The sequence below is a fragment of the Roseivivax halodurans JCM 10272 genome, assembly GCF_000521785.1.
Taxonomy (GTDB): Bacteria; Pseudomonadota; Alphaproteobacteria; order Rhodobacterales; family Rhodobacteraceae; genus Roseivivax; species Roseivivax halodurans.
In genome coordinates this window covers 194,882-215,211 of record NZ_JALZ01000005.1, presented here as the reverse complement: position 1 = coordinate 215,211, position 20,330 = coordinate 194,882, and the positions used below count along the sequence as shown (strand labels likewise).

The window sequence follows — 20,330 nt, the reverse complement described above, 5'->3', positions numbered from 1 at the left end:
CACGAAGCGCGAACATGCGCCAAGGGGAAGCGGTGGGCCGCATCTTCCGGAGCCCCTTCGCGACGCTTTGACGACCGGATGCGACACGCGCCACACGCTTGACCCCTCACGGCACAGAAACCTTTTGAAATCATGACCATGCAGCGACGATCGCCATGCAAATTTCGCATGTGACCCATGCGGTTTTCACGGCTTGCGGGTTCACAGAGCGCCTTCTACCTGAGCCTCAAGCAGCCCAGAGCGCCCAGATCTTCCGCACATCAAGGATTCCGCACATGTCGATCAGCATCTACGACCCCGCCCGCCCCTCCAACCTCAATGTCGCCGGTCAGATCGGCGGCCTCTTCGTCAACATGTTCGGCACTGCCGCGCAGTGGCGCGAAGTGCGCCGCACCGAAAAGGCACTGGCGGAACTCACCGACCGCGAGCTCGACGACGTCGGCCTGACCCGCGCCGACATCCCGCGCGTCGCCCGCCGCCGCTGAGACGCGCGACACCAAGACAGAAACGCCGCGCTCCGGAAGCTCCGGGCGCGGCGTTTTTCGTTCTCCAGTCTATCGAAACCTCTCAGAGCACCGCCGGGACCATCTCGGCTACGGCTTCGGTCACCGGATCCGGCGTCAGAAGCGCCGCGCCGATCCGCTCGGCAAGTCCGCCCTGCGACAGCATGTTGAGGTGGTGGGAATACTGCGCCGCACCGAGTTGCGACAGAAGCAGGATCCGCAATCCGAGGAAGGTTGCGACGAGGATCGCCAGCGGCGCCGCAAGCGGAACGTTCACCCTCCGGGCCGGACGATGCTCGATCACGCCGTTGGCGTTCAACCGCGTGACATAACCCCCCGCAAGGCGGCGATGCCTGTTACGGATCCGCTGATGTCTTGCGGCAAAGTCCCTCGATCCCTCTGTCATGCCAGCCTCGCATGTCCGACCGGCCCCCACCGGAGTCACATGGCGGACCATGTAGCTCCGGATTGAGACAAGGTTGAGGCAAATCGCGCCGGGTCGGAGGAAGCTTCCGGGTTCAGGTGCGGCGCAATGTCAACGTCACCCAATCCCCGATCACCTCGCGGTAGGCCTCCTCGAAGCCGGCCTCCACATAGGCATCCAGCGTCTCGTCCGCCTGCCGGGTGAGGATGCCGGAGAGGATCGCATGGGCGCCCGGCTCGGTGTGCCTCGCCATATCCGGGGCCAGCTCGATCAGCGGCGCCATCAGGATATTGGCGAAGATGAGGTCGAAGGGCGCCGCCTCGGCGATCCGCGGATGGTCGAAGCCAACGGCTTCGAGGCATTCCACGCGCCCCTCGAGACCGTTCGCCCGCACATTGGCCTCGGCCACCTCGACCGCCACCTCGTCGATATCGGACGCGATCACCGGGTTCGGCCAGATCCGCGCCGCGCCCATGGCGAGCACCGCCGTGCCGCAGCCGATATCGGCGACCTTCTTGCCCACGATCCCCTGCCCGTCGAGCCGGTCGAGCGCCCGAAGGCAGCCAAGGGTGGTGCCGTGGTGCCCGGTCCCGAACGCCATCGCTGCCTCGATCAGAAGCGGCTCGGACCCTTCGGGCACCTTGTCCGCGTCGTGGCTGCCGTAGACGAAGAACCGCCCCGCCTCGACCGGCGTCAGCTCGCGCCGCACCTTGTCGACCCAGTCGGTGTCGGGCACCTCCGACACCGCGAAATCGGCCGCACCATAGGCCGCGGCAAGCAGCGCAAGCTGCACCTCGTCGGGCCGCTCGTCGAAATAGCCACCGACCTCCCAGACACCGCTGTCGTCCTCGATCTCAAAGACGCCGACGCCCGTCGGCGTGGGATCGAGCGCCTCGAGCGCCTCTCCGAGGGCCTCGGCCGGCTCGCGCCCCGGTAGCGTTGTCAAGGCGGTGAAAGTGGCCATGGTTGCGTTCCCCTTACGGCAAGAAAAGCAGGAACCTGCCCCAGATCGTGTCGGTTGGGCCGAGAACCTTGATGCTTAGGGAGGGCTTCAAGCATGGAAGAGACCGCCTCGCAAGCGGTGTCGGGCGCCATTACAGGTCTCGATATAGCCGTTCTCGCCGCGTATTTCCTCGTCGTCATAGGCATAGGCGTCTGGGTCTCGCGACGAACCGAGAGCGGCGAGGATCTCTTCCTAGCCGGCAGGACCCTCACCTGGGGCGTCGTCGGCTTCTCGCTCTTCGCCTCCAACATCTCGTCCACGACGCTCATCGGCCTCACCGGCGCCGCCTACACGACCGGCATCGCGGCCTCGGCCTACGAATGGATGGCGGGCATCCCGCTGATCCTGCTCGCCTTCATCTTCGCGCCTCTCTTCTTCAAGGCGCGCGTCACCACGATCCCCGAATGGCTCGAGCGCCGCTACGACCGGCGCGCGCGGCTCTACTTCTCGGCGGTGACGATCGTCCTGACGGTCATCGTCGACACCGCGGGCGGCCTCTATGCGGGCGGCGTCGTGGTGAAGACCTTCTTCCCCGAGATACCGATCTGGCAGACCTGCGTCGGCCTCGGCATCTTCGCCGGCATCTACACCGCCACCGGCGGCCTAAAGGCGGTGGTCTACACCGACGTCCTGCAGGCCGTCGTTCTGATCGTCGGCTGCGCGGCGATGACCTTCATCCTCTTTCAGGGCAACGACTTCTCCTGGGCGAACGTGAAGGAGAGCATGCCGAACGAGGACCAGCTCAGCCTCGTTCTGCCGCGCGACAACGAGACCCTGCCCTGGACCGGCCTCTTCTTCGGGGTGCCGCTCCTCGGCTTCTGGTACTGGGTCACCAACCAGTACATCGTCCAGCGCGTCCTCGGCGCGCGGGACCTGCGCGAGGCCCAGCGCGGCGCGATCCTCGGCGGTTTTCTCAAGATCATCCCGATGTTCATCATGGTCCTGCCGGGCGCGATGGCGATCTCCGTGGTGCCGGATCTCACCAATGCCGACATGGTGTTTCCGACGATCACCACGACCGTCCTGCCCGCGGGCCTGACCGGCCTCGTCCTCGCCGGCCTCGTCGCCGCGATCATGTCGAGCGTCGACTCGACGCTGAACTCGTCCTCGACCCTCATCGGCCACGACTTCATGAACATCGCCGACCGCGAACCCGGCGAGCAGCGCCGCATCGGCCAGATCACGACGCTCGTGCTGATGGTGATCGCGATCCTCTGGGCGCCGTTCATCGACGACATGGGCGGGCTCTGGGACTACCTGCAGCAGGCCTTCTCGGTCCTCGTGCCGCCGGTCGTCGCGATCTTCATCCTCGGCGCGCTCTGGCAGCGCGGCACGGACACTGCCGCCTTCACCACGCTCTGGGCCGGCCACGGCATCGCCATCGCGGTCTTCATCGCGACGCAGCTAGAATACTGGCCGATCCACTTCACCGCCAATGTCGGCCTGATGACGCTGGTCTCCTGCATCATCTACGCCGCGGTCAGCCTCTCAGGCAGCCATGGCGCAGGTGAGGAATACGAATCCGCGACCTGGAACCGCGAGCTTGCGACCGAGGCGCTCCGCGACGACGCGCCGATCTACGCCAACGTCAAGATCTGGGCCTGGCTCCTCGGCGCCGCGATGCTCGGCATCCTGATCCTCTTCTGGTGATCCCGGCGGGCGCCGGTCACTCGGCCGGCGCCACCGCCAGCAGCGGCTGGAGCCGCGTCTCGTGCCCCGGCGCCGGATGCCGCGGAATCAGCAGCGCGAGCGCCAGCGACGTGCCCGCCATCCCCGCCGCCAGCGCGAACACCGCCTGCGGCGAGACGAGCCAGAGATATCCCAGAAGCGCCGGCAGGAAGACCGCCGCGATGTGGTTGATGGTGAAGGCCACCGCCGCCGTCGGCGCGATGTCCCCCGGAGAGGCGATCTTCTGGAAATAGGTCTTGAGCGCCAGTGCCAGCGCGAAGAACAGGTGATCGACGACATAGAGCGCTGCCGCCAGCACCACGCCCCAGCCGAACCAGTAGACGCCCCCATAGGCCAGGAACACCACCACCAGCCCCGCATATTCGAAGACCAGCGCGCTGCGCTCGCCGAAGCGGTGCACTGCCCGGCCGAGGAGCGGCGCGCAGACGATGTTGGCGACGAGGGTCACCAGCATGAGCCCCGTGACCTCGTGCACCTCGAAGCCGAAACGCTCGACCATCATGAAGCCCGCGAAGACGACGAAGATCTGCCGACGCGCGCCCGACATGAATTGCAGCGCGTAATAGAGCCAGTAGCGCTTGCGGAGCACGAAGCGCTTGATCTGCGGCTCCGGCGCCTCGAATTGCGGCATGGCGATCGCGCAATAGAGCGTGATCAGGATCGTCAGCCCGCCCGACGCCATGTAGACGGTATTGTAGGACAGATCGAGGCTCTCCCAGGTCATCACGATCACGCCATAAGCCACGAGTGCCGAGGCCGAGGCGGCGGCCAGCATCCAGCCGAGGATCTGCGGCGCGCGGTCCTTCGGCAGCCATTGCAGCGTCAGCGACTGGTTCACCGTCTCGTAATAGTGAAAGCCAATCGAGCTCAACATGGTGATCGTCAGGATCCCGCCGAGCGAGGGGAACCACGCCGTCACCGCCGTCGCCGCACCCAGAAGCGTCAGCGACACCAGCGCCAGCACCTGCTCGCGCATGAAGACGATGACCGCGATCACGCCCACGGCGAGAAAGCCCGGGATCTCGCGCACGCTGTGCAGCCAGCCGATATCCGAGCCGTCGAACTCCGCCGCCTCGATGACGAAGTTGTTGAGCAGCGCCGACCATGTCGCGAAGGACAGCGGCATGGCGATGGCCATGAGGAACAGCAGCGTCACTGGGCGCTGCCAGATCGGCAGGTCGCGCGCCTGCCCCAGGGGAACGATCCGGGTCATGGTCCGGCTCTAGCCCCTTTCACCGCGCACGGCGAGGCAAAACTTGACGGGCCATTATCCGGGGGTTGCAGGCCCCCGGACGCCCGGTCGGCATCAGGGCGCGGTGAACCGGTAATCGACGTCCGAGAAGCGGTCGCGCGGGAAGGAATAGAGGAACTTCAGCCCCTCCGGCCCCGCCACCGTGCCGTGTTCGGCCTCCTCGGGGATATAGAGCGCAACGCCCGGTGCGATCGCATGCGCGATGCCGTCGATGGTCACCACGCCGTCGCCCGCGAGCCCGTAATAGATCTCCGCCGGCGCGTGCCGATGCGGCAGCAGCGTGCCATCCGGCCCGAACTCCGCGACGCCCAGCACCATCCCGTGCGTCTCTGTCCGGTCCGCCGAGAAGAGCGTCCGCCACCGCACGGTGCCGAAGGCCGGATCCTCTCCGCCCTCGAGCGGCGCATGATCCGCGTTCGCCACGACGGGCATCGCGGCCATCATCCCGACCGCGTCCGAGATCCCCCCGAACGCGGCCACATCCATATCCGTCAGCGCCACGGGGCGTCTCCTCCATCGCCGGCATGTCACTGGGTGCTCATACCCCGCAGCATCCGGGACCGTCGCGCCGAAACCCGACACGGCGTCCGTCGCGATCGGGCGCTCCGTTCGCGACAGTCGCCATGTCGCGATCCGGCCCTCAGGCCCGACTGCGCCTCGCGACCGGAGGTGGGGATGAGAAAGCACTCACCGGACGGATTGCTTTTCTGCGGACAACCGAAGAAGCGCGCGTCAGCTCCGGATGCGCCACCCGGTGCGGAAGATCCACCAGATCACCGCGAGGCAGATCCCCGTGAAGGCCGCGATGGCGATCAGGCTCACCCCGACCGGCACGTCGGCAAGGCCGTAGAACGACCAGCGGAACCCCGAGATGAGGTAGACGACCGGGTTCAGCAGCGCGATCTTCTGCCAGATGCCCGGCAGCATCGAGATCGAGTAGAACGAACCCCCGAGGAAGATCAGCGGCGTCACCACAAGAAGAGGCACCAGCTGCAGCTGCTCGAAGTTCTTCGCCCAGATCCCGAGGATGAAGCCGAGCAGCGCGAAGCTGAGGCAGGTGAGAACGAGGAAGGCCAGCATCGCGAAAGGATGCTCGATCCGGAGCGGCACGAAGAGCGCCGCAGTGGCCAGGATGACGATGCCGATGAAGAGCGCCTTGGTCGCCGCCGCGCCCACGTAACCCGCAACGATCTCGAGGAAGTTGATCGGCGCCGACAGAAGCTCGTAGATCGTGCCGATGAATTTCGGGAAATAGATCCCGAACGACGCGTTCGAGATCGCCTGCGTGATCACCGACAGCATCACCAGCCCCGGCACTATGAACGCCCCGTAGCTGACGCCCTCGACCTCCTGGATCCGGCTGCCGATCGCCGCCCCGAAGACCACGAAGTAGAGGGAGGTCGAGATCACCGGCGAGATGAAGCTCTGCAGCAGCGTGCGGAAGAAGCGCGCCATCTCGAAGCGGTAGATCGCGCCGACGGCTGTCCAATTCATGCCGCATCTCCTTCATGCACCAGCCCGACGAAGATGTCCTCGAGCGAGTTCTGGCTCGTGCGGACGTCCCGCAGGACGAGCCCCGCCTCGCTCATCTCGGTCATCAGACGGGCGATCCCGGTGCGCTCTGCCGAGGTGTCGTAGCTGTAAACCAGCGTGTGCCCCTCGTCCTCGAGCGTCAGATCGAACTCCGAGAGCCGCTCCGGCACCGCGCCGATCGGCTCCTGAAGATCGATGCGCAGCTCCTTGCGGCCCATCCGCGTCATCAGCGCGGCCTTCTCCTCGACGAGCAGCAGCCGCCCGCCCGAGATCACGCCGACCCGGTCGGCGATGGCCTCCGCCTCCTCGATGTAATGGGTGGTGAGGATGATCGTCACGCCCGAGGCCTTGAGGTCCTCGACGATGCGCCACATGTCGCGGCGCAGCTCCACGTCGACGCCCGCGGTCGGCTCGTCGAGGAACAGCACGCTCGGATCGTGGCTCAGCGCCTTGGCGATCAGCACCCGGCGCTTCATGCCGCCCGAAAGCTCGTTGATCTTGGCGTCGCGCTTCTCCCAGAGCGACAGCCGCCGCAGGATGTCCTCGAGATGCGCGTCGTCGCGCGGCCGTCCGAAGACGCCGCGGGTGAAGCGCACCGTGTTCCACACCTTCTCGAAGGGTTCGAGGTTCACCTCCTGCGGCACCAGCCCGACGAGCGAGCGCGCGCCGCGATACTCGGTGACGACGTCGTGCCCGCCGACCGTGATGCTGCCCGAGGTCGGCTGCGAGATGCCGCAGATGCACGAGATGAGCGTGGTCTTGCCCGCGCCGTTCGGGCCGAGCAGCGCGAGGATCTCGCCCTCCTCGATATCGAGCGTGACGCCCTTGAGCGCCTCGAAGCCGCCCGCATAGACCTTCCGGGCGTCCCTGATCTGCACCATCGCGGCCATCGGCCCGCCTTCCCTCGAAGTTCCGTTACCGCCGAACCTAGATGCGGCCCGCCCGAACGCAATGTGCGCTGCGGCACAACGCTGTGCGCCGACCGCGGCGCTCTGGCCCAGCCGCGCCCCTTCTTCTTGGCAAAAATACTCCGGGGGTGTGGGGGCGGCGCCCCCACTCCGGCCGCTCAGCCGCGGATCGCCTCGATCATGCGCGAGACGTTGTCCGGGTCCGCATCGGGCGTGATCCCGTGACCGAGGTTGAAGATATGCGGCCCGCCCGAGAACGCCTCAACGATGGCGCGCGTCTCGGCGACAAGCTCCTCGCCGCCCGTGACCATGTGCGACGACTTGAGGTTGCCCTGCACGCAGCCCGAGACCTGCACGTGCTCCGCCGCCCAGTCCGGCGTGACCCCGTCGTCGAGCGCGACGCAAGTGGCACCCGTCGCCGCGTGGAAGCCCTTGAACCGCTCCGCCGCGCCGCGCGGGAAGGCGATGACCGGCACGTCCGGGTGACGGCGCTTCAGCGCCTCGATGATGATCCGCGCGGGCTCGACCGCGTAGCGCTGGAAATCGTCGCCCTGAAGCGATCCCGCCCAGCTGTCGAAGATCTTCACCACCTCGGCCCCGGCCTCGATCTGGCGCGACAGGTACTCGATCGTCCCTTCGGTGATCTTGCCCAGAAGCTGCTCGAAGAGCGCGCGGTTCTCGTCCTTCAGCGCGTGCGCCGGCCCTTGGTCGGGCGTGCCCTTGCCCGCGATCATGTAGGTCGCGACCGTCCACGGCGCGCCGGCGAAGCCGATCAGCGTGGTCTCAGCCGGCAATTCGCGCGACAGGATCTTCACCGTCTCGTAGATCGGCGACAGCGTCTCGTCGATCGCGTGGACCGGCTTCAGCTTCTCGAAATCGGCCTCGGTGGTGACGGTCGAAAGCCGCGGCCCCTCGCCGGTCACGAACCACAGATCCGCGCCCAGCGCCTGCGGCAGCAGCAGGATGTCCGCGAAGAGGATCGCCCCGTCGAAGCCGTAGCGCCGGATCGGCTGCAGCGTGACCTCCGAGGCGAGCTCGGGATTGTAGCAGAGCGACAGGAAGTCCCCGGCCTTCTCGCGCGTCGCGCGGTATTCCGGCAGGTAGCGGCCGGCCTGCCGCATCATCCAGATCGGCGGCACATCTTGCGTCTCTCCGGCCAGCGCGCGCAGGATCGTCTTGGTCATCGGGGGCCCCTTCTTGCAGCCTGCAACACCTCGGACGGCAGGGCGCTCGTGTCAAGCGCGCTTGCCAGCCTGCCCCACCCGTCATAAGCCTTGCCCCATGGCACTCGACCTTCCCTCCCCCGACGCCGCCCTGCGTATCGGCACCCGCGGCTCGCCGCTCGCCCTCGCTCAGGCGAACGAGACCCGCGACCGGCTCGCCGCCGCCTTCGATCTGCCGCACGAGGCGTTCGAGATCGTGGTCATCAAGACCACCGGCGACCGTATCATCGACCGCCCCCTGAAGGAGATTGGCGGCAAGGGGCTCTTCACCCGCGAGATCGAGGCGGCGATGGTCTCGGGCGAGATCGACCTCGCCGTGCATTCGATGAAGGACATGCCGACGCTGCAGCCCGAGGGGCTGATTCTCGACACCTACCTGCCGCGTGAGGATCCGCGGGACGCGTTCATCTCGCCCGAATTCTCCCGCATCGCCGATCTGCCCGAGGGCGCCGTCGTCGGCACGTCGAGCCTGCGCCGCCGCGCGCAGGTGCAGCACCGCCGCCCCGACCTCCAAGTGGTCGAGTTCCGCGGCAACGTGCAGACCCGCCTGCGCAAGCTCGAGGACGGCGTCGCGCGCTGCACCTTCCTCGCCTGCGCCGGGCTCAACCGCCTCGAGATGACCGACCTGCCGCAGACGCCCGTGGATCCAGAGGACATGCTCCCCGCGGTCGCGCAGGGCGCCATCGGCATCGAGCGGCGCATCGACGACGACCGCGCGGCCGAGATGCTGGCGGCGATCCACGATCTCGAGACCGCGCAGAGAATCGCCGCCGAGCGCGCCTATCTCGCGGCGCTCGACGGCTCCTGCGAGACGCCCATCGCGGGCCTTGCGCTGCTCGACGGCGACCGGCTCTGGCTGCGCGGCGAGGTGCTGCGCCCCGACGGCTCCGAGGCGCATTCGGGCGAGCGCGAGGGCTCCATCGCCGACGGCCCCGACATGGGCCGCGACCTGGCCCGAGAGCTTCTGGACCGCGCCGGCACCGATTTCTTCGACTGGATCGCGAGCGCCTGAGCCGGCCTCAGCCGGCCCGCGCCTCGATCTGACGGGCGTAATCCTCGGCATGGGCCTGCAGGCGTTTCTCGATCGCCCCGCGCCCGACCTTCAGCGGCTGGATCAGCAGGCGCGATCCCATCGTCTTGGCCGAGAGGTCCATGTCCAGCGCCACGCGGGTGCGCGTCTCGGACAGCGCCTCGAGATCGAGCGCGATCGCCACTTCGAGCCCCTCCGACACCGCGTTGCAGGTCAACCGGTTCGGTGGGTCGTATTCGGTCAGGACCAGCGTCGCCGCCCGCGTCTTGCCGCGATATTCGAAACCGATCTCCCAAGTCATGCCGGGGGCCGGACCGTCCATCTCGTCCGTACGCGTGACCTCGACGCCCTTCTCCCGCGCCACCCGCTCGAGCGCCGCATGATCGCTCAGGACCGCAAAGACCCGGTCCTGCGCCCCCTCGACCTCCTGCCTTACCGAAAACCGCATCGCGTTCCCTCGCCCCGCGGGTCTCTCTGCTCGCCTGCGCCCGAGCAAAACGTCAATCCAGCCGGTCCGCAAGCCAGTTGCGCAGGAGGAACCGGGCAATGGCGCCGTCGCGCGCCGGCCAGACCTTCGGATGAGTACCGGCAAAGGCGTCGGCCAGCTCCTCGCGGCTGAGCCAGAGCGCCTCCTCGATCTCAACCGGATCGAGCGTGATGTCGCTGCTCGTCGCCTCGCCGTGGCAGCCGATCATCAGCGAGGCCGGGAACGGCCAGGGCTGCGAGGCAAGGTATCCGACCCGCCCGACCTCGACGCCGACCTCCTCGCGGACCTCGCGGCGCACCGCCGCCTCGATCGTCTCGCCGGGCTCGACGAAGCCCGCAAGGCACGAATACATCCCCTCGGGCCAGCCCGGCGCGCGTCCGACCAGCACCGAGTTGCCGCGCGTGACGAGCATGATGACCACCGGATCGGTGCGCGGGAAATGCCGCGCGCCGCAGGACGGGCAGACCCGCTGCCAGCCCGCAAGCGCCACCTCCGAGGCCGCACCGCACCGCGCGCAGAACCCGTGGGAGCCGTGCCAGCCGAACAGCGCCCGCGCCGTCGCGGCAAGCTCCGCATCGCGCGGGCCGAGCCGCGTCATCACCCGCCTCAGATCGGCGAAAGCGGCGCCCTCGACCGCCGGATGCGCCTGCTCGCTCGTGTCGGAAAAGCCGCCCAGCGTCTCCGGCACGCCGCCTTCGGGCTCCCACCCGGACAGATCCGCCGCGACCACGACCGCGCCGTTCTCGCGCCCGAGCAGCGTCCGCCCCGGCGCCGCATCCTCCAGCGCCGGATGACCGAGCGGCAGCCGCACCAGCGCGTCCTCCGCCACCAGCGGCTTGCCGCGCCAGAGCAGAACCGCCCGCGCATCCGGATCGGCCATCGCCCGCTCCAGTTCCTCCGGCCGCTCCCGCAGCTCCGCCGCCCGGTCTAGCCCCGAGCCGCCGAACGTCACCTCTTCCGCATGTCGCATTCCGACCCCTTCCACCGAGCGCGGCAGCTTTGGCACGAGGGGCCTTTCGTGACAAACACGTAAAACGGACCGATAACGCTATCGCAGTTAGCAACTACTGATTGCATCGTGTACGATCCGTATAAGGAATCATCATGGCGATGGTTAACGTTTGCGGACGTGGACACAGTCATGAATGAAACCCGTGTCTTGCGGAGCGATAATGGGCATGGACGGTTCTTTGGATCAGTTGAGCTTGGACGTCTCGTCGATGGGCGCGGCCCGCGTGCAACTCCGGATCCTGGCGACGTCCGACCTCCACATGCAGGTCTACCCGCATGATTACGGCACCGACCGGCCCGATCCCTCGCGCGGCCTTGCCGCCCTCACCTCGGCGATCTCGGAGGCGCGCGCAGAGGCTCCGAATACCCTTCTTTTCGACAATGGCGACGTGATCCACGGAAATCCCATGGGAGACCTCGCCGCGCGCGAGGCCGCCCGCAGCGGTCCCGGAACCCGGCGCGCCCATCCCGCCATCGCAGCCATGAACCTTCTCGGCTACGATGCGGCGACCGTCGGCAACCACGAGTTCAACTACGGTCTCGACGTGCTCATGGAGACCTACGCGCAGTGCACCTTCCCGATCGTGCTGGCCAACCTGCGCCGGACGGGACGCAACGGCGCGCCAATCTTCTCGCCCTGGCACATCCTCGAACGCGACGTGCTCGATCAGGACGGCATCGCGCGCCGTCTGAGGATCGGCGTGGTCGGCTTCGCCCCGTCCGACATTCCGATCTGGGACCGCCATCGCCTCAAGGGATCGGTCGAGAGCGAGCCGATCCTCGAGGCCGCCCTCCGCACGGTTCCCGAATTGCGCGCCGCCGGCGCGGACGTCGTCGTCGCGCTCTGCCATGCCGGGGTCGGCAACACGGCAACGACGGACGAGGGTCTGGGCGCCGCCCGCGCCCTCGCGAACGTCCCCGGCATCGACGCCGTCGTGGGCGGCCACACCCACGAGCGCTACGCCGGCGCGGTGTCGCCGGACGGCGACGCGACGAGCGAGGTGCCGATCGTCGCCAGCGGCAGTCACGGAACCCATCTCGGGGTGATCGACCTCGATCTCAGCCAGGATTGTGCCGGCGACTGGCACCGGGACGCATCGCGCAGCGTGCTCGTGCCCGCCACCGGCACGTCCGGCCCTCCGCGCTGCAAACGCGCGCTGGCCCGATGCCTCAACGCGGTGGTCGAGGATCACCGCCGAACCCTCGCGCATATCCGTCGGCGTCTCGCCTGGACGGATACACCGATCACCAGCTATTTCTCGCTCGCCGGCGATTGGGGAGCGCAGGGAACGGTCGGCTGGGCGGTCCGCGCCTGGCTCTCCGAGAACATGCCGGCGCCGCCCGAGGACGCGCCCCTGCTGATCTCGACCGCGCCCTACCCGGCCGGCGGTTTCGACGATCCTGCGGACTATCTCAACATCCCGGCCGGCGAGGTGCTGATGCGGCATCTCACCATGCTCTATCCGTTCCCGAACCTGCTTCAGGTCCGGCGCATGAGAGGGGCCCACGTCCGCGCATGGCTCGAACGGAGCGCTGCGGCATACCTCCCCGTCACCCCCGGGGCGAGGGCCCCCGCCCTTCGCCTGACCGATGTGGCCCCTTACGATTTCGACGCTCTCGACGGAGTGACATGGTCGGTCGACCTCTCCCGCCCGCGCGCTGTCGACTGCGCGGGACATCCGGTTCCCGGGGCCGCGGGGCGCATCACGGAGCTCAGGTATCGCGGACGCCGCGTGCGGGACGACGACCTATTCCACATCGCGGTGAACACGTACCGCTCGGCCGGCAGCGGCGGCGTGCCCGCGGATTGGCCGGACGAGCCGTTCTTCGAGCCCGATCGTTCGGTCTTCGCAATGATTTCCGAGATCATGGAGCGCCGCGGCACGATCCCGCCGCAACGCTCCGCGCCCTGGCGCTTCGCCCCGATCGAGGGCGCATCGGCGATCTTCCGAACCTCTCCCTCCGCCCGGGCGCATGGTGCCGTCGCCCGGACGCTCGGGCTCGAGGATACCGGCCGCACCGATGCCGACGGGTTCGCGCTCTACCGCCTGCAATTCTGACCCACGGGTTGCGAATCCGCCGCGCCGCGACTAGGTAGGCGATCGAGAGGTTGGTGCGGGCAAGCACCTCGCCAACCCGGTCAGGTCCGGAAGGAAGCAGCCGTAACGAGACCCGCTTGGGTCGCTTTCCAGCCTCTCACCCCTCCCCGCAGCCGCCAGAACTCCCCGAGCGCTCGCCGCATATCGGCCGACGCCCTATCTCGCGGGACGATGGCGGTGACGGACGATCAGATGGCGGAGGCGCTGATGGCGCTGGCCGAGGCGCGCGGGACGGGCAAGACGTTCTGTCCTTCGGAAGTCGCGCGCAGGCTTGCGGATGACTGGCGTCCCCTCATGCCGGAGCTGCGGCGCATCGCCGCGGCGCTCCCCCTCGAAGCGACCCAGAAGGGCAAGCCGGTCGATCCGCGCCGGGCGCGCGGCCCGATCCGCCTCTCCCTCGATCAGTCGCGGGCGGGATCGCGCGGATAGGTCCCGAGAATCTCGAGCTTGTGGGTGAAATAGCCCAGCTCCTCGAGCGCCCGCCGCACGTTCGCATCCTCGGGATGCCCCTCGATATCGGCGTAGAACTGCGTCGCGGTGAACGAGCCGTCGACCATGTAGCTTTCGAGCTTGGTCATGTTGACGCCGTTCGTCGCGAACCCGCCCATCGCCTTGTAGAGCGCCGCGGGAATGTTGCGCACCTCGAAGACGAAGCTCGTCAGCATCCCGTGCGTGCCCCGGCGAGTCATGTCCGCCTGCGGCGACATCACGAGGAACCGCGTCGTGTTGGTCTGGTGGTCCTCGATGTGCCGCGCCAGCACCTCGAGCCCGTAGATCTCGGCGGCGAGCTCAGAGGCGAGCGCCGCATGGGTGGGATCGCCACGCTCGGCGACCTCTCGGGCCGCGCGCGCATTGTCGGGGCTCACATGCCCGGTGATCCCGTGCTTGCGCAGATAGCCGCCGCATTGCGGCAGCAGGACGAGATGCGAATGCGCCTCGCGCACGTCCTCGACCTTTGCCCCCTTCACGCCGAGCAGGTTGATGTGCACACGCACGAAGGCCTCGTCCACGATATGCAGCCCGCTTTGCGGCAGAAGACGGTGGATGTCCGCAACGCGGCCGTAGGTCGAGTTCTCCACCGGTAGCATCGCCAGCGCCGCGTCTCCCGACCGCACCGCGGCGATCGCGTCCTCGAAATTGGCGCAGGCGAGCGGCGCGTGATCGGGGCGCGCGGCCCTGCAGGCCTCGTCGGAATAGGCGCCCGGCTCTCCCTGGAACGCGATGCGGGGGCGGTCGGTCATTATGGTCTTCCGTCACAGGGCGCCGCACGGGCGCGTCACTTGGGCGCCGCTACGGGCGTTTGGTCGCGCCTACTACACCTTGCCAGAGGGCAAGGGAACCAGTAGGCAACTGCCCGAACGAGACCCTCGAGACGGATACGCGACCGATGTTTGACACGATGACGCTCACGAAGGTGGTCGGCGGCTTTTGCGGCGCCCTCCTGGTCTTTCTCCTCGGCGGCTGGGTCGCCGAGACGATCTACCATGTGGGCGGATCGGGCCATGGCGAAGAGCACGAGGCTGCCTGGGTCATCGAGACCGACGAAGGCGAAGGCGAGGGCGAAGAAGAGGCACCCGCCGACTTCGCGACTCTCTGGCAGTCCCGCGACGAAGCCGCCGGCGAGCGCGTCTTCAACCAGTGCCGCGCCTGCCACCAGCTCGAAGAGGGCGCCAACGCGGTCGGCCCGTACCTCTACGGCGTCGTCGGTCGCGAGGTCGGTGCGGCGGACGGCTATGGCAGCTATTCGGGCGCGCTGAGCGAGGCGGCCGACGTCTGGACCGCCGAGAACCTCTTCCACTTCCTCGAGAACCCGCAGGGCTACGCCTCGGGCACGTCGATGAGCTATTCCGGCCTCAGCAGCCCCGAGGACCGCGTGAACCTGATCGCTTACCTCAACACCTTCGATGGCAACGCGCAGGTCGAAGCGCCGGCCGAAGGCGGCGGCGACCAGGCCGCGGCCGAAGGTGAAGGCGGTGACGAAGCGGCCGCCGAAGGCGAAGGCGGCGACCAGGCCGCGGCGGAAGGCGAGGCAGCTGCCGAAGGCGAAGGCTCCGAGCAGGCAGCAGCCGAAGGCGACGCGGCATCCGGCGGCGACGCCTCCGGCCAGGCCGCAGCCGAGGATCAATCCTCCGGCGAGGCTGCCTCCAGCGAGGAAGCGCCTGCCGAAGAGCAGTCCTCCGCCGAGGGCGAAGGCCAAGCCGCAGAAGCCCCCGCCGAGGGCGAAGGCGAGAGCCAGTCCGCAGACGCCTCCTCCGCCGAGGGCGGCGAGGCGGCCGAGGGCGGCTCGGGTGGCGGCTCCGAAGTTGCCGCGATGATCGCGAGCGCCGACGCCTCCGCCGGCGAGAGCGTCTTCAACCGCTGCCGCGCCTGCCATCAGGTGAACGGCACGAACGGCGTCGGCCCGCATCTCGACGGCGTCGTGGACCGCGAGGTCGGCTCGGTCGAGGGCTTCAACTATTCCGGCGCGCTCTCCGAGCAGGCCGACGTCTGGACCGTCGACAACCTCTTCGCCTTCCTCGAGAACCCGCGCGAATGGGCTCCGGGCACCAAGATGAGCTTTGCCGGCCTGCGCAGCGAAGAGGATCGCGCCAACCTCATCGCCTACCTGCAGTCGCTCGGCGGGCAGTGATCCCGACAGCCGCATGGCAACCACGTTTCGGACCGGCCGTCGCCTGCAAGGGCGGCGGCCGTTTCCGTTCGGGCCGCGAAGATGTGACCCTGACGCCAGATAACAGCCTTGCAACTTGATCGTGGCGCAACGCCCCATTTACCTTACCATCCAGCCCAGCAGGACTGGCGGACACAAGCCGGAGGGGAGCTTTCCATGCCGATCACCCGACACGACCGCGCCGCGGCGCGCGACCTGAGCCGCGCCGCGACCTTGCCCCTCGCCCTCCGCCTCGCCTCGGCGAGCCTCCTGGCGCTCGGCCTCGCCCTCGCCGCGACGCAGGTCGAGGCACAGGAAGCCAGCGTGTCCGACGAGACCGCCGAGACGGCCGCCACGGACGGCGTCATCCGCTCCCACGGCTATGCCTATTTCGGCAACCTCAAGTACCCCTCCGACTTCGACCAGCTGAGCTACGTCAATCCCGACGCCCCGAAAGGCGGCGAGCTCGTGATCGCCACCACCGGCACCTTCGACTCCATGAACCCCTACGCGCGTCAGGGCCGGGCCTACATCTACTCGATCTTCCCCTACGAGAGCCTCTTCGCCGACAGCGTCTCGAACGAGACCCTGCCCGCCGACGACCGCGAGGGCGCCTACGGCCTGCTCGCCGAGAGCGTCGAATACGACGAGGGCAAGACCTACGCGATCTTCCACCTCCGCCCCGAAGCCAAATTCTCGGACGGCACCCCGGTGACCGCCGAGGACGTGGTCTTCACCCACAACCTCTTTCTCGAACAGGGCCTGCCCTCCTATTCGAGCGCGGTGAAGGAGCGCGTGCCCAATGCCGAGGTGATCGACGAGCACACCGTCCGCTTCGACTTCGCCGAGGGCGTCTCGCGCCGCAGCCTCGTCGACCAGGTCGGCGGAACGCCCGTCTTCCAGAAGAAATGGTTCGACGATACCGGCGCGCGGCTCGACGAGAGCCGGCTCGAAACGCCCCCGGGCTCCGGCCCGTGGCTGATCGACGACGTGGTTCCGAACCGCCGCATCGTGCTCAAGCGCAATCCCGATTACTGGGGCGCCGACCTGCCGATCAACAAGGGCCGCCACAACTACGACACCATCCGGGTCGAGTTCTTCGGCGACACCACCGCCGCCTTCGAGGCGTTCAAGGCCGGCACCATCTCCTACCGCACCGAAAGCTCCTCGCGCCTCTGGGCCACCGCCTACGACTTCCCCGCGGTCACCCGCGGCGACGTGATCATGGAAGAGATCCCCGACGGCAATCCGCCCGCGGCCACCGGCTTCGTCTTCAACCTCGGGGTCGATAAACTGCAGGACCGCCGCGTCCGCGAGGCGATCACCCTCGCCTACAATTTCGAATGGACCAACGCCTCGCTGCAATACGGCCTCTACGAGCAGCGCGCCTCCTTCGCGCAGGACACCGACCTCCAGGCGACCGGCGTGCCCGAGGGCCGCGAGCTCGAGATCCTGCAATCGCTCGGCGACACCGTCCCCGAAGAGATGCTGACCGAGCCCGCGATCATGCCCCATACCTCGAGCGAGGACCGCCTGACCGACCGCGGCAACATCCGTACGGCCGGCCGCCTGCTCGAAGAGGCCGGCTGGACCGTCGGCGACGACGGCGTGCGCCGCAACGAGGCCGGCGAGACGCTGACCCTGCGCATCCCGCTCGCGTCGAACTCCGATCCCACCGTGCAGTCGATCCACGAGACCTTCGCCGAGAACCTCTCGGCCCTCGGGATCGAGGCGCAGATCGAGAACATGGACCCCTCGCAATACTCGCTGCGGACGCGCGAGCGCGACTACGACATGATCTACGACAGCTACGCCGCCCTCACCGGCGCGGGCACCGGGCTGCGGCAGATGTACGGCTCCGAGGCCGCGGAATTCTCCCTCTTCAACCCCGCCGGCCTCGCCAGCCCGCTGGTCGACGCGCTGATCGAGGTCGCCCTCGAAAGCGAAAGCCAGGAGGAAGAGGACGCCGCGATGATGGCCCTCGACCGCGCCCTGCGCTGGGAGCGTTTCCAGATCCCGATGCACTATTCAGACGTCAGCCGCGTCGCCTATTACCGGCACCTCCAGCACCCCGAGGAGATGCCGCCCTACGCCGTCGGCGTCCTCGACTTCTGGTGGATCGATCAGGATGTCGCGAACGAATTGCGTGCAGACGGCGCTCTGAGGTAATCGCCCTTCATGGCATCCTATATCCTCCGCAGGCTCCTGCTCATCATCCCGACCCTTCTCGGGATCATGGTGGTGAACTTCATCCTCACGCAGTTCGTGCCCGGCGGGCCGATCGAGCAGGTCATCGCCAACGTCCAGGGCCAGGGCGACGTCTTCGGCGGCTTCGCCGGCGGCCAGGGTCAGGACGTGGCGAACACCGAGCTCCTCGGCCCCGGCGACAGCCAGTATCCGGGGGCGCAGGGCCTGCCGCCCGAATTCATCGAGCAGCTCGAGCGCGAGTTCGGCTTCGACAAGCCGCCGCTCGAGCGGTTCCTCAACATGGTCTGGAACTACGCCCGCTTCGATTTCGGAGAGAGCTACTTCCGCTCCATCGACGTGACCGCCCTGATCCTCGAGAAGATGCCGGTCTCGATCTCGCTCGGCCTCTGGTCGACGGTGATCGCCTATCTCGTGTCGATCCCTCTCGGCATCCGCAAGGCGGTGCATGACGGCTCCAAGTTCGACACCTGGACCTCGGCGCTCGTCATCGTCGCCTACGCCATTCCGGGCTTCCTCTTCGCGATCATGCTGCTGGTGCTCTTCGCGGGCGGGTCCTACTTCCAGATCTTCCCGCTAAGGGGCCTGACCTCGGACAATTTCGAGAGCCTCTCGCTGCTCGGCAAGATCGCCGACTACTTCTGGCACATCGCCCTGCCGGTCACCGCCTCGACCATCGCCGCCTTCGCGACGCTGACGCTGCTGACCAAGAACAGCTTCCTCGACGAGATCAAGAAGCAGTACGTCATCACCGCCCGCGCAAAGGGCCTCGCCGAAAGCCGCGTGCTCTACGGCCACGTCTTCCGCAACGCGATGCTGATCATCATCGCGGGCTTCCCGGCGGTCTTCATCGGCGTGTTCTTCACCGGCTCCCTCATCATCGAGACGATCTTCTCGCTCGACGGGCTCGGCCGGCTCGGCTTCGAGGCCGCGGTGCAGCGCGACTACCCGGTCGTGTTCGGCACGCTCTACCTCTTCGGCCTGATCGGCCTTCTGGTGAACATCCTGTCCGACCTCATGTACGTCATCGTCGATCCCCGCATCGACTTCGAAAAGCGGGAGGGCTGAGCCATGGCCGCCAATCCCGAACCCCACGAGCACGGACCGGCCACCGGCCGGCCCGACGTGATCTCCCAGCCGATGCCGGGCAAGTCCGTCGCGCCCGAGCCGCCGCGCGGCCGCTTCGCGCTCTCGCCGCTCAACAAGCGCCGCTGGCGCAACTTCACCCGCAACCGCCGCGCCTTCTGGTCGCTGTGGATCTTCGGCGTGCTCTTCGTGCTGTCGCTGTTCGCGGAGTTCATCGCCAACGACAAGCCGATCCTCGTGAACTACCGCGGGGAATACCGGATGCCGATCTTCGACTTCTACGCAGAGACCGATTTCGGCGGCGATTTCCGCACCGAGGCCGCCTACCGCGACCCCGAGGTGCGCTGCCTGATCGAGACCGGCGGCCTCATCGACTGTTTCGACGACCCCGACGGCCTCATCGCGGCGGCGCGCGAGAGCAGCATCGAGGATCCGGATTTCGAGAAGGGCTGGATGATCTGGCCGCCGATCCCCTATTCCTACAACACCACCGTCGACCGCCCCGGCGCGGCGCCCCTCGCCCCCAACGGGCAGAACCTCCTCGGCACCGACGACACCAAGCGCGACGTGCTCGCGCGGGTGATCTACGGCTTCCGCCTGTCGATCCTCTTCACGCTCATGGTGACGGCCCTCTCCTCGGTCATCGGGATCATCGCCGGCGCGGTGCAGGGCTTCTTCGGGGGCGTCACCGACCTCGTCTTCCAGCGCATCATCGAGATCTGGGCCGCGACCCCGCAGCTCTACATCATCATCATCCTCTTCGCGATTCTCGGGCGAAGTTTCTGGCTGCTGGTGGTCCTCATGGTGCTCTTCGGCTGGATCGCCCTCGTCGGCGTCGTCCGGGCCGAGTTCCTGCGCGCCCGCAACCTCGAATACGTGCGCGCGGCCAAGGCGCTCGGCGTCTCGAACGGCCGGATCATGTTCCGCCACATGCTGCCGAACGCGATGGTCGCGACGGTCACCATGCTGCCGTTCATCGTGACGGGGACGATCTCGACGCTCGCGGGCCTCGACTTCCTCGGCTTCGGCCTGCCCTCCTCCGCCCCCTCGCTCGGGGAGCTCACGCTTCAGGCCAAGCAGAACCTGCAGGCGCCGTGGCTGGCCTTCACCGCCTTCTTCGTCTTCGCCTTCATGCTCTCGCTTCTCGTGTTCATCTTCGAGGGCGTGCGCGACGCGTTCGACCCGCGAAAGACGTTCTCGTGACCGGCGCGCACCTCCCGGGCGCGCGCC

The 20,330-nt window shown here is 67.8% G+C and carries 19 protein-coding genes and 1 other RNA gene; 10 read left to right on the top strand and 10 right to left on the bottom strand.

Annotated elements, in window-relative coordinates; genetic code table 11:
- The first annotated feature begins 275 nt into the window (after nt 1-275).
- Complete coding sequence (locus tag OCH239_RS07205; protein WP_051489343.1) at nt 276-485, top strand: DUF1127 domain-containing protein; 210 nt, start codon at nt 276-278, stop codon at nt 483-485.
- A gap of 82 nt (nt 486-567) precedes the next feature.
- Here the strand turns inward: OCH239_RS07205 and OCH239_RS22585 are convergent, their stop codons facing one another.
- Entirely contained in the window at nt 568-909 is a 342-nt protein-coding gene (locus OCH239_RS22585) for a hypothetical protein (RefSeq protein ID WP_157577820.1), read from the bottom strand.
- Nucleotides 910-1,021: 112 nt separating this feature from the next.
- Nucleotides 1,022-1,891, bottom strand: coding sequence for a 50S ribosomal protein L11 methyltransferase (locus OCH239_RS07195; protein ID WP_037260374.1), 870 nt, complete (start codon nt 1,889-1,891; stop codon nt 1,022-1,024).
- Between the two features lie 93 nt (nt 1,892-1,984).
- On the opposite strand from OCH239_RS07195, the gene OCH239_RS07190 reads away from it, so the two are divergent.
- Entirely contained in the window at nt 1,985-3,580 is a 1,596-nt protein-coding gene (locus tag OCH239_RS07190) for a sodium:solute symporter (RefSeq protein WP_051489342.1), read from the top strand.
- 16 nt (nt 3,581-3,596) lie between these two features.
- On the opposite strand, the gene OCH239_RS07185 is transcribed toward OCH239_RS07190, so the two are convergent.
- From OCH239_RS07185 to hemE, 5 genes are all read right to left on the bottom strand, one after another.
- Nucleotides 3,597-4,832 (bottom strand): MFS transporter, encoded by a 1,236-nt coding sequence (locus tag OCH239_RS07185; RefSeq protein WP_037260372.1) that lies wholly within the window; start codon nt 4,830-4,832, stop codon nt 3,597-3,599.
- A 93-nt stretch (nt 4,833-4,925) separates the two neighbouring features.
- The gene (locus tag OCH239_RS07180; RefSeq protein WP_244430319.1) at nt 4,926-5,372 is read right to left on the bottom strand and encodes a cupin domain-containing protein; all 447 of its coding nucleotides are present in this window, start codon (nt 5,370-5,372) and stop codon (nt 4,926-4,928) included.
- A gap of 231 nt (nt 5,373-5,603) precedes the next feature.
- Entirely contained in the window at nt 5,604-6,365 is a 762-nt protein-coding gene (locus tag OCH239_RS07175) for an ABC transporter permease (protein WP_037260370.1), read from the bottom strand.
- Nucleotides 6,362-7,294 carry an ABC transporter ATP-binding protein gene (locus tag OCH239_RS07170; RefSeq protein ID WP_037260368.1) on the bottom strand — a complete coding sequence of 311 codons (933 nt, stop codon included), beginning with the start codon at nt 7,292-7,294 and terminating at the stop codon, nt 6,362-6,364. Before OCH239_RS07170 ends, OCH239_RS07175 begins: the two co-directional genes overlap by 4 nt.
- Nucleotides 7,295-7,470: 176 nt before the next feature.
- Nucleotides 7,471-8,496 carry a uroporphyrinogen decarboxylase gene (hemE, locus tag OCH239_RS07165; protein ID WP_037260365.1) on the bottom strand — a complete coding sequence of 342 codons (1,026 nt, stop codon included), beginning with the start codon at nt 8,494-8,496 and terminating at the stop codon, nt 7,471-7,473.
- 97 nt (nt 8,497-8,593) lie between these two features.
- Here hemE and hemC point away from each other — a divergent pair, with 97 nt between their 5' ends.
- A complete protein-coding gene (gene hemC, locus OCH239_RS07160; RefSeq protein ID WP_037260363.1) occupies nt 8,594-9,547 on the top strand; it encodes a hydroxymethylbilane synthase in 954 nt (317 codons plus the stop codon).
- A gap of 7 nt (nt 9,548-9,554) precedes the next feature.
- Here the strand turns inward: hemC and OCH239_RS07155 are convergent, their stop codons facing one another.
- Together OCH239_RS07155 and nudC are read right to left on the bottom strand one after the other, a co-directional pair.
- Nucleotides 9,555-10,013, bottom strand: coding sequence for an SRPBCC family protein (locus OCH239_RS07155; RefSeq protein WP_037260360.1), 459 nt, complete (start codon nt 10,011-10,013; stop codon nt 9,555-9,557).
- Nucleotides 10,014-10,065: 52 nt separating this feature from the next.
- Nucleotides 10,066-11,022, bottom strand: a complete 957-nt coding sequence (gene nudC / locus OCH239_RS07150; protein WP_037260358.1) for an NAD(+) diphosphatase — start codon at nt 11,020-11,022, stop codon at nt 10,066-10,068.
- A gap of 208 nt (nt 11,023-11,230) precedes the next feature.
- Here nudC and OCH239_RS07145 point away from each other — a divergent pair, with 208 nt between their 5' ends.
- The 3 genes from OCH239_RS07145 (at nt 11,231) to OCH239_RS07140 (ending at nt 13,591) form a co-directional block, all read left to right on the top strand.
- Nucleotides 11,231-13,123, top strand: a complete 1,893-nt coding sequence (locus OCH239_RS07145) for a metallophosphoesterase (protein WP_162149984.1) — start codon at nt 11,231-11,233, stop codon at nt 13,121-13,123.
- Nucleotides 13,124-13,167: 44 nt separating this feature from the next.
- An RNA gene (gene ffs, locus OCH239_RS22040) (signal recognition particle sRNA small type) lies at nt 13,168-13,264 on the top strand.
- Nucleotides 13,265-13,333: 69 nt separating this feature from the next.
- Complete coding sequence (locus tag OCH239_RS07140; RefSeq protein WP_037260352.1) at nt 13,334-13,591, top strand: DUF3253 domain-containing protein; 258 nt, start codon at nt 13,334-13,336, stop codon at nt 13,589-13,591.
- Here the strand turns inward: OCH239_RS07140 and OCH239_RS07135 are convergent.
- Nucleotides 13,564-14,403, bottom strand: coding sequence for a prephenate dehydratase (locus tag OCH239_RS07135; protein ID WP_037260350.1), 840 nt, complete (start codon nt 14,401-14,403; stop codon nt 13,564-13,566). The genes OCH239_RS07140 and OCH239_RS07135 overlap by 28 nt on opposite strands.
- Nucleotides 14,404-14,549: 146 nt before the next feature.
- Between OCH239_RS07135 and OCH239_RS23720 the strand changes: the two genes are divergently transcribed.
- The 4 genes from OCH239_RS23720 to OCH239_RS07115 all read left to right on the top strand — a co-directional run bounded on the left by OCH239_RS23720 (nt 14,550) and on the right by OCH239_RS07115 (nt 20,303).
- A complete protein-coding gene (locus OCH239_RS23720; protein ID WP_037260348.1) occupies nt 14,550-15,791 on the top strand; it encodes a c-type cytochrome in 1,242 nt (413 codons plus the stop codon).
- Nucleotides 15,792-15,986: 195 nt separating this feature from the next.
- The gene (locus OCH239_RS07125; protein ID WP_037260346.1) at nt 15,987-17,978 is read left to right on the top strand and encodes an extracellular solute-binding protein; all 1,992 of its coding nucleotides are present in this window, start codon (nt 15,987-15,989) and stop codon (nt 17,976-17,978) included.
- A gap of 9 nt (nt 17,979-17,987) precedes the next feature.
- A complete protein-coding gene (locus OCH239_RS07120) occupies nt 17,988-19,082 on the top strand; it encodes a microcin C ABC transporter permease YejB (RefSeq protein ID WP_037260342.1) in 1,095 nt (364 codons plus the stop codon).
- 72 nt (nt 19,083-19,154) lie between these two features.
- Nucleotides 19,155-20,303 carry an ABC transporter permease gene (locus tag OCH239_RS07115; protein WP_051489347.1) on the top strand — a complete coding sequence of 383 codons (1,149 nt, stop codon included), beginning with the start codon at nt 19,155-19,157 and terminating at the stop codon, nt 20,301-20,303.
- Nucleotides 20,304-20,330 lie beyond the last annotated feature (27 nt).

What these genes read in the sequence shown, in the direction of transcription:
- OCH239_RS07205 (WP_051489343.1), top strand. Translation starts at nt 276, where the DNA reads ATGTCGATCAGCATCTACGACCCCGCCCGCCCCTCCAACCTCAATGTC.
- OCH239_RS22585 (WP_157577820.1), bottom strand. Translation starts at nt 909, where the DNA reads ATGACAGAGGGATCGAGGGACTTTGCCGCAAGACATCAGCGGATCCGT.
- OCH239_RS07195 (WP_037260374.1), bottom strand. Translation starts at nt 1,891, where the DNA reads ATGGCCACTTTCACCGCCTTGACAACGCTACCGGGGCGCGAGCCGGCC.
- OCH239_RS07190 (WP_051489342.1), top strand. Translation starts at nt 1,985, where the DNA reads ATGGAAGAGACCGCCTCGCAAGCGGTGTCGGGCGCCATTACAGGTCTC.
- OCH239_RS07185 (WP_037260372.1), bottom strand. Translation starts at nt 4,832, where the DNA reads ATGACCCGGATCGTTCCCCTGGGGCAGGCGCGCGACCTGCCGATCTGG.
- OCH239_RS07175 (WP_037260370.1), bottom strand. Translation starts at nt 6,365, where the DNA reads ATGAATTGGACAGCCGTCGGCGCGATCTACCGCTTCGAGATGGCGCGC.
- OCH239_RS07170 (WP_037260368.1), bottom strand. Translation starts at nt 7,294, where the DNA reads ATGGCCGCGATGGTGCAGATCAGGGACGCCCGGAAGGTCTATGCGGGC.
- hemE (WP_037260365.1), bottom strand. Translation starts at nt 8,496, where the DNA reads ATGACCAAGACGATCCTGCGCGCGCTGGCCGGAGAGACGCAAGATGTG.
- hemC (WP_037260363.1), top strand. Translation starts at nt 8,594, where the DNA reads ATGGCACTCGACCTTCCCTCCCCCGACGCCGCCCTGCGTATCGGCACC.
- OCH239_RS07155 (WP_037260360.1), bottom strand. Translation starts at nt 10,013, where the DNA reads ATGCGGTTTTCGGTAAGGCAGGAGGTCGAGGGGGCGCAGGACCGGGTC.
- nudC (WP_037260358.1), bottom strand. Translation starts at nt 11,022, where the DNA reads ATGCGACATGCGGAAGAGGTGACGTTCGGCGGCTCGGGGCTAGACCGG.
- OCH239_RS07145 (WP_162149984.1), top strand. Translation starts at nt 11,231, where the DNA reads ATGGACGGTTCTTTGGATCAGTTGAGCTTGGACGTCTCGTCGATGGGC.
- OCH239_RS07140 (WP_037260352.1), top strand. Translation starts at nt 13,334, where the DNA reads ATGGCGGTGACGGACGATCAGATGGCGGAGGCGCTGATGGCGCTGGCC.
- OCH239_RS07135 (WP_037260350.1), bottom strand. Translation starts at nt 14,403, where the DNA reads ATGACCGACCGCCCCCGCATCGCGTTCCAGGGAGAGCCGGGCGCCTAT.
- OCH239_RS23720 (WP_037260348.1), top strand. Translation starts at nt 14,550, where the DNA reads ATGTTTGACACGATGACGCTCACGAAGGTGGTCGGCGGCTTTTGCGGC.
- OCH239_RS07125 (WP_037260346.1), top strand. Translation starts at nt 15,987, where the DNA reads ATGCCGATCACCCGACACGACCGCGCCGCGGCGCGCGACCTGAGCCGC.
- OCH239_RS07120 (WP_037260342.1), top strand. Translation starts at nt 17,988, where the DNA reads ATGGCATCCTATATCCTCCGCAGGCTCCTGCTCATCATCCCGACCCTT.
- OCH239_RS07115 (WP_051489347.1), top strand. Translation starts at nt 19,155, where the DNA reads ATGCCGGGCAAGTCCGTCGCGCCCGAGCCGCCGCGCGGCCGCTTCGCG.